Origin of the sequence: Mesorhizobium sp. M0768 (assembly GCF_040320195.1) — a bacterium.
In the GTDB taxonomy this organism is placed as follows: Bacteria; Pseudomonadota; Alphaproteobacteria; order Rhizobiales; family Rhizobiaceae; genus Mesorhizobium.
This window is the reverse complement of sequence record NZ_JAMYPD010000103.1, coordinates 1-909: the sequence shown is the minus strand read 5'-3', so window position 1 is coordinate 909 and position 909 is coordinate 1. Positions and strand designations below refer to the sequence as shown.

General features: G+C 55.0%; 2 protein-coding genes. One reads left to right on the top strand and one right to left on the bottom strand.

Annotated features, from left to right (window positions below):
* The first annotated feature begins 265 nt into the window (after positions 1-265).
* Complete coding sequence (locus NKI08_RS34505; RefSeq protein WP_352775977.1) at positions 266-637, top strand: hypothetical protein; 372 nt, start codon at positions 266-268, stop codon at positions 635-637.
* A 27-nt stretch (positions 638-664) separates the two neighbouring features.
* Here NKI08_RS34505 and NKI08_RS34500 read toward each other — a convergent pair.
* The coding region (locus tag NKI08_RS34500; RefSeq protein ID WP_352775974.1) for a hypothetical protein at positions 665-909 on the bottom strand (245 nt) is incomplete at its 5' end.

Sequence of the window (909 nt, the reverse complement as noted above, 5' to 3'; positions counted from 1 at the left end):
GCCGATTTGGCGCGCAATACTCCGCATCGCATCCACGACGACAACCAGGAATCGCTGTTTTCCGCCATTTGAAAAGGAGGTGCATAATGAATCGGTCTTCGCTTAGGCCCGACCGCTATTGTCAGCCGACGGCCCGCGCCGTTTGGCGGGAGCGGCACCATCACCAATCAACCGGAGTCATTACAATGAAGGGCGACAACCTCGAAGAGAGAGGGCAAGACGACGTATTGGCGCCAGAGAAGGCTTGGCGAGCGGAAAAACGGGATTGGATCCGAACTGGGCTGATCGCCGCGCAAATCCGCGCGGAAAAGCTGCGGCAAGGTCCAAGAAGAAATTTCGCAGGATCGAACACATGTGTTGGCTGGAAAATAGAAAGCTTATCCGCTCCGCGAAAGTCATTGCCGAGGCTGAGCATGCCGAACGTAGCGAAAAGACAGCAAGATTGAGATCGCTTCGGATGGCAGCTCAGAGTGACCTGAAGGTTCCGTTCCTTGAGGAACTCGATTGCTCTCTACTTGTCGCCGCACTGACTCAAGGCGAATTATCGGCTAAACTTCCCGACGGATCGCATTGGCGGGGCCGAGCAAGGGCAACAGGCAAAAACCAGTATTCCTCCGCGCCCGCCAATTCGGACTAACGAGTGTTCTCTCGCCTGATATCGAATTCAGAAGGCGATCTTGAGACCCAGCTTGCCGCTGACAGTTGACTGTCTTGAGACCACTGCCGCGAATCTCACTGCTGAGCGTTGATCGATTGAGACATTTTCAGGTTGAAGCCAGACGGAGTGCCACTGAGAAGTCTGCGTCTTCAAACATGGGGTAATCGCGGAGCGAGTCGCCCTGAAGCCGGAAACGGTCACATATTGAAGAGCGGGTGGTTGTTCCCCGATAGGATGGAAGTACGGGCTCA